The 7,836-nt window shown below is 73.1% G+C and carries 7 protein-coding genes; 5 read left to right on the top strand and 2 right to left on the bottom strand.

What is annotated here, in order from left to right; genetic code table 11:
• Window positions 1-109: 109 nt before the first annotated feature.
• The gene (locus tag ACFWVE_RS34270; RefSeq protein WP_384022944.1) at window positions 110-895 is read right to left on the bottom strand and encodes a VOC family protein; all 786 of its coding nucleotides are present in this window, start codon (window positions 893-895) and stop codon (window positions 110-112) included.
• A gap of 134 nt (window positions 896-1,029) precedes the next feature.
• Here ACFWVE_RS34270 and ACFWVE_RS34265 point away from each other — a divergent pair, with 134 nt between their 5' ends.
• The 4 genes from ACFWVE_RS34265 to ACFWVE_RS34250 all read left to right on the top strand — a co-directional run bounded on the left by ACFWVE_RS34265 (window position 1,030) and on the right by ACFWVE_RS34250 (window position 4,859).
• Window positions 1,030-1,665, top strand: a complete 636-nt coding sequence (locus tag ACFWVE_RS34265) for a TetR family transcriptional regulator (protein ID WP_384022948.1) — start codon at window positions 1,030-1,032, stop codon at window positions 1,663-1,665.
• A gap of 500 nt (window positions 1,666-2,165) precedes the next feature.
• The gene (locus ACFWVE_RS34260) at window positions 2,166-2,591 is read left to right on the top strand and encodes a pyridoxamine 5'-phosphate oxidase family protein (protein ID WP_384022941.1); all 426 of its coding nucleotides are present in this window, start codon (window positions 2,166-2,168) and stop codon (window positions 2,589-2,591) included.
• Window positions 2,592-2,655: 64 nt separating this feature from the next.
• Entirely contained in the window at window positions 2,656-3,333 is a 678-nt protein-coding gene (locus ACFWVE_RS34255) for a pyridoxal 5'-phosphate synthase (protein WP_384022938.1), read from the top strand.
• A gap of 323 nt (window positions 3,334-3,656) precedes the next feature.
• Window positions 3,657-4,859 carry a flavin-containing monooxygenase gene (locus ACFWVE_RS34250; protein ID WP_384022935.1) on the top strand — a complete coding sequence of 401 codons (1,203 nt, stop codon included), beginning with the start codon at window positions 3,657-3,659 and terminating at the stop codon, window positions 4,857-4,859.
• 133 nt (window positions 4,860-4,992) lie between these two features.
• Here ACFWVE_RS34250 and ACFWVE_RS34245 read toward each other — a convergent pair whose 3' ends face one another.
• The gene (locus tag ACFWVE_RS34245; RefSeq protein ID WP_384022932.1) at window positions 4,993-6,348 is read right to left on the bottom strand and encodes an MFS transporter; all 1,356 of its coding nucleotides are present in this window, start codon (window positions 6,346-6,348) and stop codon (window positions 4,993-4,995) included.
• Window positions 6,349-6,419: 71 nt separating this feature from the next.
• Between ACFWVE_RS34245 and ACFWVE_RS34240 the strand changes: the two genes are divergently transcribed.
• A complete protein-coding gene (locus ACFWVE_RS34240) occupies window positions 6,420-7,577 on the top strand; it encodes a GlxA family transcriptional regulator (protein WP_384022929.1) in 1,158 nt (385 codons plus the stop codon).
• The last annotated feature ends 259 nt before the right edge of the window (window positions 7,578-7,836 follow it).

Genomic DNA, 7,836 nt, shown 5'->3' with positions numbered 1-7,836 from the left:
CTCGCGGGCGCGCCCGGGCCGTCCTTGAGCGGCGCTGTAAGGGGCGGCCTTCAGCGGGGCGGGCCGGGCAGTGCGGGCGTTTCCCGGACGAGGACGCGCCGGGGCCCGCTCAGCGGGACAGCAGGGCGAAGGAGGCGCCCTGGTTGTCGGTGACCACGGCCACCGTGCCGTACGACGTCCCGAAGGGCGGCACCTGGACGCGGCCGCCGAGGCGGGTCACGGCCGCCATGGCGGCCTCGGGGTCCTCGACGGCGAAGTGCACGAGGAAATGGGGCGGCATCTCGGCCGGGAAGACGTCGGAGACCGGGGCGCGGCCGAAGTCGGGCTCGGTCCCCTTCCCGAACAGGGCGTCATGGAAGAGGGAACCGTAGAAGGTGTTGGCCGCCTCGGTGTTCCGGGTGTAGAGCTCGGCCCAGGCGAAGGCACCCCGCTCGTGCCGGCGGCCGAAGCCGGGTCGTTCGCCGGCCTGCCACAGGGAGAAGACGGCGCCCTCGGGGTCCGTGACGAGTGCGGTGACGCCGAGTCCGCCGACCGCGCGCGGCGCCGAGACGAGCTGTCCGCCCGCCGCGAGAATCCGCCGGCACAACGCTTCGGCGTCCGGGGTCGCGAAGGACACCGTCCATACGGTGGGGAGCCGGCCGTCCGTCTTGTGCGCGAGGGACGCCACCGGCTTGCCGCCGAGCAGGGCCCGCACGGTCCCCAGGGGCGGCGAGGGCCGCACGGGCTGTGCGGGGCGCGTGGCGGGTGAGGGCCACTCGGGCTGCTCCGGCTGGTCTTCGAACGTCCACTCGAAGAGTTCGCCGTAGAACCGCTTGCCCGCCTCCACATCGGGAAGCTGCGCGTCCACCCAGCACGGGGTGCCCTCTGTGTACTCCGATGCCCTGTTTTCGGCCATGCCGTCAACGTAGCGGTGCCGCACGCACCGCGCAGACCAGGCACACCCTGCGCGGCCGCCCCTCACACCCCATTTGCAGTCGGCCGAATCGCGCTCCTCTCACCCCTCGGTAAGCTGACGTCATGACAGGACAAGTGCGTACCGTCGACGGCCGCGTGGCCGGCCGGCGAGGGCAGGCGACCCGGCAGAAGCTGCTCGACTGCCTCAGCGAGATGCTCAGCTCCTCCCCCTACCGGGATGTCAAAGTCATCGATGTCGCCCGGAAGGCGGGGACTTCGCCCGCGACCTTCTATCAGTACTTCCCCGACGTCGAGGGCGCCGTCCTGGAAATCGCGGAGCACATGGCCTCCGAGGGCTCCGAGTTGACGGAACTGATCGAGGGCCGCTCCTGGGTCGGCAAGGCCGGCTGGCAGACCGCGCAGGAACTCGTGGACGGGTTCCTGGACTTCTGGAAGCGCAACGACGCGATCCTGCGTGTCGTCGATCTCGGTGCCGCCGAGGGCGACAAACGCTTCTACAAGATCCGCATGAAGATCCTCAACTCGGTGAACAGCTCCCTGGCGGACGCCGTCGCCGAGTTGCAGGCCAAGGGGCGGGTCGACAAGGACGTGAACCCCGCCGCGATGGCCGGTTCCCTGGTCACCATGCTCGCGGCCGCCGCCTCGCACCAGAAGGGTTTCACCTCCTGGGGTGTGAAACAGGCGGAACTCAAGCCCAATCTCGCCCTGTTGGTGCATCTGGGCGTCACCGGCAAGAAGCCGACCAAATGAGCGAGGCACCCGGAGCCCCTTCCCCTCATCCCTCAGTCGCCCCACGTCCTGTCCGGCAGGCGGTGGTCCACTCCGGTGGACCACCGCCTGTCGCGTTTTCGGCCGCTCGGCCGGGGGCGCCACGCCCACCGGGGCCACGCACACCGCCCTCCCCCGCGCCCGCCTCCAACCGCGCCGCACGACAGGCGGCTTGACCGGCGAGGACACCGGGGGGCGTGACAGCCACGGCAGCCGTGGCAGCCGAGCGCCGGCACCGTGCCCGACGCCCTCGCCCGCGGCGGCGACACGAGCGGAGGCGAAGGGTCCATATCGGCGAAAAGGGAACACGCCCGCGCGCGCTCCCGTTGAGCATTCCGTAAACCGGCCGACGACTCGCCCGCCCGGCCCGGCCCGCCCGCAGGCAGGCAGGCAGGCAGGTCCGCGCGAGCGCATGCCCGAGCGACACCCCACCAGCAGCCACAGCAGCCCGCACGCCGCATACGTCGCAGGAGGAACCCGCAATGGCCCTGACCCGAGAAGAGCGCGAACAGTTCCTGGCCGAGCCCCATGTCGCCGCGATCGCCGTCGACTCGGGAGCGGGGCGCGCGCCCCTCACCGTGCCGATCTGGTACCAGTACGCGCCCGGCGGAGACGTATGGATCATGACGGGGCTGGACTCCCGCAAGAACCGGCTGATCGGTGCGGCGGGCCGGTTCTCCCTCATGGTCGACCGCCTCGACCCCACCATCCGCTACGTCTCGGTCGAAGGGCCGGTCGTCGAAACCACCCCGGCGACCGTCGAGCAGCTCCGGGAGCTCGCCTCCCGCTATCTCCCGGCCGACAAGGTCGAGGGCTATGTCGCCTTCGCCTGGAAGGACCACGGCGAGCAGGTCGTCGTGCGCATGCGGCCCGAGCGCTGGGTGTCGTCCGACCTCGGATCCGTGTGAGGGCGGATCCGAACGACGGTCCGCACGGCGGTACGACGACGCGAGGGGCAGGAACAATCGGGGTATGGGAACCGATCTTCACGAGTTGCTGAGGTCACTTCGGGTGTGGGACCCGGAGGTCACCGACCTTCCGGTGCTCGACCCGGCCGCCGCCCCCGCCGAGCCGCTGCCGCTGTTCACACGGTGGTTCGCCGAGGCGGTGGCGGCCGGCCAGCCCGAACCGCACACCATGTCGCTTGCCACGGCGGACGCGGAAGGGCTGCCCGACGTACGGATCGTGGTGCTGCACGGCGCGGACGCGGACGGCTGGTCCTTCGCGACCCACGCCCACAGCCGCAAGGGCGGCCACCTCGCCGCCCGTCCGTACGCGGCGCTGGCCTTCTACTGGCCGGTACTGGGCCGCCAGGTCCGGGTCCGCGGGCCCGTCGTCACCGCCCCGGCCGAGGAGGCGCGCGCCGATCTGGGCGCCCGCTCGGCCGGGGCGCTGGCCGCCGCGCTCACCGGCCGCCAGAGCGAGGTCCTCGGCTCCCCCGAGGAGCTGGCCCGCGCCTCGCAGACCGCCTGGGAGCTGGCCCGGCGGGAGCCGGACACCCCGGCTCCGTCCTGGACCCTGTACCACCTGCGCCCGGACGAGGTGGAGTTCTTCCAGGGCGACTCCCTGCGCCGTCACACCCGTCTGCGCTACCGCCGGTCCCCGGAGTCACCACGGGAGGGGTGGGCCAGGGAACTCCTCTGGCCGTGAGGGAGCGGCAACGGCGGCGCGAGGCGGGGCGGTTCGGGCTGCCGGCCCCACGGCTCCACGGTCCTTGCCCCGCCGGCTCTCCCGCCACCACCGCCCGAGCCCGGTCCGCGGCACGGTCCCCCCATGGCGCGAGCCGCCTCCGACAGCGTCCGACGGTGCGTCACCGCTCAGCGGGCCGGGGCGCATCACGCACGGTGCCCCTTCACATCCGGGCGTCCCGCGTCACCGATCCCGCCCCCGACTCCCACAGACGTGATCAATCCGCAACCAATTCCGGTCTTGACCGAGACCCATCAAGCATGTGTGAGATTACGCTCGCGCTCATGGCCGATTCCACCACCCCCCCGAACCTCACGGCACCGCACCAGGAGGACCGTCCCGTCTACGTCATCGGCGGTGGTCCCGGCGGGCTCGCCGTCGCGTACGCGCTGCGCGCCCGGGGCGTGCGGGCCGTCGTCCTGGAACGGTCCGACCGCGTGGGCGCGTCCTGGCGGCGCCACTACGACCGGCTGCGGCTGCACACCACCCGGCGTCTGTCCGCGCTGCCCGGTCTGCCGATACCGCGGCGGTTCGGACGGTGGGTCGCCCGCGACGACATGGTCCGGTACCTGGAGAAGTACGCCGAGCACCACCGCCTGGAGATCGTCACCGGGGTCGAGGTCTCCCGGGTCGAGCGCACCGCCGACGGCACCGGCTGGCTACTGCACGCCACCGGGGGCCGCGAGCTGACCGGCGCCGCGGTCGTGATCGCGACGGGCTTCAACCACACACCCCGGCTGCCCGACTGGCCCGGCCGGGACACCTACACCGGCACGTTCCTGCACGCCTGCGAGTACCGCAACGCGCAGCCCTTCGCCGGCCAGGACGTCCTCGTCGCGGGCATCGGCAACACGGGCGCGGAGATAGCCGTCGACCTGGTGGAGGGCGGCGCCTCCCGGGTACGGCTGTCGGTCCGCACCGTCCCGCACATCGTGCGCCGCTCCACCGCGGGCTGGCCCGCCCAGCACTCGGCCGTCCTGGTACGCCGGCTGCCGGTCGGGCTCGTCGACCGCCTGTGCCGGGCACAGGCCAGGATGACGATGCCGGACCTCTCGGCCCAGGGCCTGCCGCGCCCGGACAGCGGCCTCTACAGCAGGGTGCTGGAAGGCGCCATCCCCGTGCAGGACGTCGGCCTGGTCGACGCCGTGCGCAAGGGCACGGTGGAGATCGTGGCCGCCGTCGAGGGGTTCGAGGACGGCGAGGTCGTCCTCGCCGACGGCGACCGCGCCGGCCCGGACGCGGTGATCGCGGCCACCGGGTACGTGCGCGCCCTGGAGGGACTCGTCGGTCACCTCGGCGTCCTCGACGACCGGGGCAGACCCCTCGCCCGCGGCGCCGGCACCCCGCCGGACGCCCCCGGCCTGTACTTCACCGGCTTCACCAATCCCATCAGCGGCAACCTCCGGGAACTGGCCATCGACGCGGAGAGGATCGCCAAGGCACTGACCCGCCGCGGGGCACCGGGTGTCTCCCGGATCCCCGAGTGACGACCACCGCCTCCGGCTCCGGTACCGACCCGGCCGGCCGCCCGCCGGCCGACTCGGGTCTCCGCGGACGTTCCTGGCGCTCCATCGGTTCGGAAGCCCGGCAGGGCATCGGTCGCCCCGCGCCCGGCACCCGTCAGCCCACGGCGGGTCCCGGCGTACGCGGCCGCCTGCGGATCACCAGCGCCATCAGTGCCGCCGCCGCGCACAGGGCGCCGGAGGCGTACCAGACCACGTCGTAGGAGCCGAAGACGTCGCGCGCGACGCCGCCGAGGAAGGCGACGAGGGCGGCGCCGACCTGGTGGGAGGCCAGCACCCAGCCGAAGACGATGGCGCTGTCGTCGCCGTAGTGCTCGCGGCACAGGGCGAGGGTGGGCGGGACGGTGGCGACCCAGTCGAGGCCGTAGAAGACGATGAAGAAGATCATCGGAGGATGGACGTCGGGCGCCAGGAGCATGGGCAGGAAGAGCAGGGAGATGCCGCGCAGGGCGTAGTAGACGGCGAGCAGGCGGCGCGGCTCGAAGCGGTCGGTGAACCAGCCGGAGGCCACCGTGCCGACGACGTCGAAGATCCCGATGACGGCCAGCAGGGACGCGGCGGCGGTGATCGGCATGCCGTGGTCGTGGGACGCGGGCACGAAGTGGGTCTGGATCAGGCCGTTGGTCGAGGCGCCGCAGATCGCGAAGGAGCCGGCGAGCAGCCAGAACGGTCCGGTGCGCACCGCGGAGAACAGGACCTTGAGCGTACGGCGGGCGACGCCGGGGACGGGCTCGGGCTTGGGGACGAACTCCTGCGCCCCGTACGGCTTCTGGCCCACGTCGGCCGGGTGGTCGCGCAGCAGCAGCCAGACGAAGGGGACGACCGCGAGCGCGGCGAGCGCCACCGTGACGGCCGCCGGGCGCCAGTCGTGCGTCGCGACGATCCAGGAGACCACGGGCAGGAAGATCAGCTGTCCGGAGGCGGACGCGGCGGTGAGAATGCCGGTGACCAGACCGCGGCGTTCGGTGAACCACCGGTTGGTGACGGTCGCGGCGAACGCCAGCGCCATCGACCCGGAGCCGAGACCCACCAGCAGACCCCAGCACAGCATGAGCTGCCAGGGCTCCGTCATCCACACCGTGAGCCCCGAGCCGAGCGCGATCACGGTCAGGGCCACCGCGACGACCCGCCGGATGCCGTAGCGGTCCATCAGCGCCGCCGCGAAGGGGGCGGTGAGGCCGTACAGGGCGAGGTTCACGGAGACCGCGGCGCCGATGGTCCCGCGCGACCAGCCGAACTCCTCGTTCAGCGGGTCGATGAACAGCCCCGGCACCGAACGGAAGGCGGCGGCGCCGATGATCGTCACGAAGGTGACGGCGGCGACGAACCACGCGCGGTGGATGCGGGGGCGGCGCGGGCCGGGGCGGTTCCGCCCGCTGCCCACCCGCGGTCCGTCCCGCTCCTCGGCGTCCGGCTGCCCCACGGTGTCGGCTGTCTCGCTCGTCTGGGTCACGCCATAGAGCTTCCGTGCGCGGGGCCCTCACATCGAGTGGCCCGAAGGACATCGTTCGCTAGGATCGGGCCATGGAACCGGCCGATCACACCTCCGGCGCCGACGTCCTCAAGCCGCACCGCGTCGTCGTCCTCGCCCTGGACGGGCTGCTCCCCTTCGAGCTGGGCATCCCGCACCGCATCTTCGGCCGCCCCCGCGACGCCGGGGGGCGGCCGCTGTACGAGGTCGTCACCTGCTCCGTCCGGCCGCCCGGACCGGTCGAGACCGACGCCGACTTCTCCCTCCACGTCCCTCACGGCCCGGAGGCCCTGGCCACCGCCGACACGGTGGTCGTCCCGGCCTCCTACGAGCTGGGCCCGGTCTTCGACCGGGGCGAGCTGACCCCGGAACTGGCCGCCGCCCTCGCCCTCGTCCGCCCCGGCACCCGGCTCGCCTCCATCTGCACCGGCGTGTACGTCCTCGCCGCCGCCGGTTACCTCGAGGGCCGGCCCGCGACCACGCACTGGGCGGACGCCGCACGGCTCCAGCGGCTCTTCCCGGACATCGACGTCGATCCGGACGTGCTGTTCATCGACGACGGCGACATCCTGACCTCGGCCGGGGTCGCGGCCGGCATCGACCTGTGCCTGCACATGGTCCGCCGCGACCATGGTGCCGCCGTGGCCAACGACGTGGCCCGTCGTACGGTCGTACCGCCGCATCGCGACGGCGGGCAGGCGCAGTACATCGAGCGGCCGGTGCCCGATCAGCAGCAGGCGTCCACGACGGGCGCCCGCGCCTGGGCGCTGGGCCGGCTGCACGAGCCGATCCAGCTGCGCGACATGGCCGCCCGGGAGTCGATGTCGGTCCGCACCTTCACCCGCCGCTTCCGTGAGGAGACCGGGGTCAGTCCGGGGCAGTGGCTGACCCGGCAGCGGGTGGAGCGGGCCCGGCACCTGCTGGAGTCCACGGACCTGTCCGTGGACCAGGTGGCCCGCGACGCCGGGTTCGGCACCGCCCAGTCGCTGCGCCAGCACTTCCAGGCGGCGCTGGGGGTGGCCCCGTCCGCGTACCGGCGGACCTTCCGGGCCGGAGGCGGGAACCTCGAGGGCAAGGGCGAGAACGAAGGCAGGGGTGCGGACGGGCGCACGGCCCCGGCGGCCGGCGGTGACCAGAACGCGGACACCGCGTGGGCCACGCGTCCCGTCGCCGCGTCCGCGCGGGCCTTCCCGAAGTCGTCCACCGGGTAGGCGGTGGTGACGGGTTCGTCCAGGAGGAGGCGCTCCTGCCGGTGCAGCTCGGCGTACAGGGCGGCGTCCCGCCGGGGCGGCAGGAGCCGTAGCGGTGGGGACGGGCATGCCGCGGGGTCGGAGCCGGAACCCGGAATCCGGAAAAGTTATCCACAGGTTGTGGATAACTTGACGGCCGCGCACTTCCGGGCCCACCCCCGCGGAACGCGGGAAGACGGCGCCGACGATGGCGGCGGTGCGGTGCCGCGCGTCCCGAGCC

It is taken from the genome of Streptomyces sp. NPDC058632 (assembly GCF_042717095.1).
Classification (GTDB): Bacteria; Actinomycetota; Actinomycetes; order Streptomycetales; family Streptomycetaceae; genus Streptomyces.
This window is presented reverse-complemented; position numbering and strand designations above follow the sequence as displayed.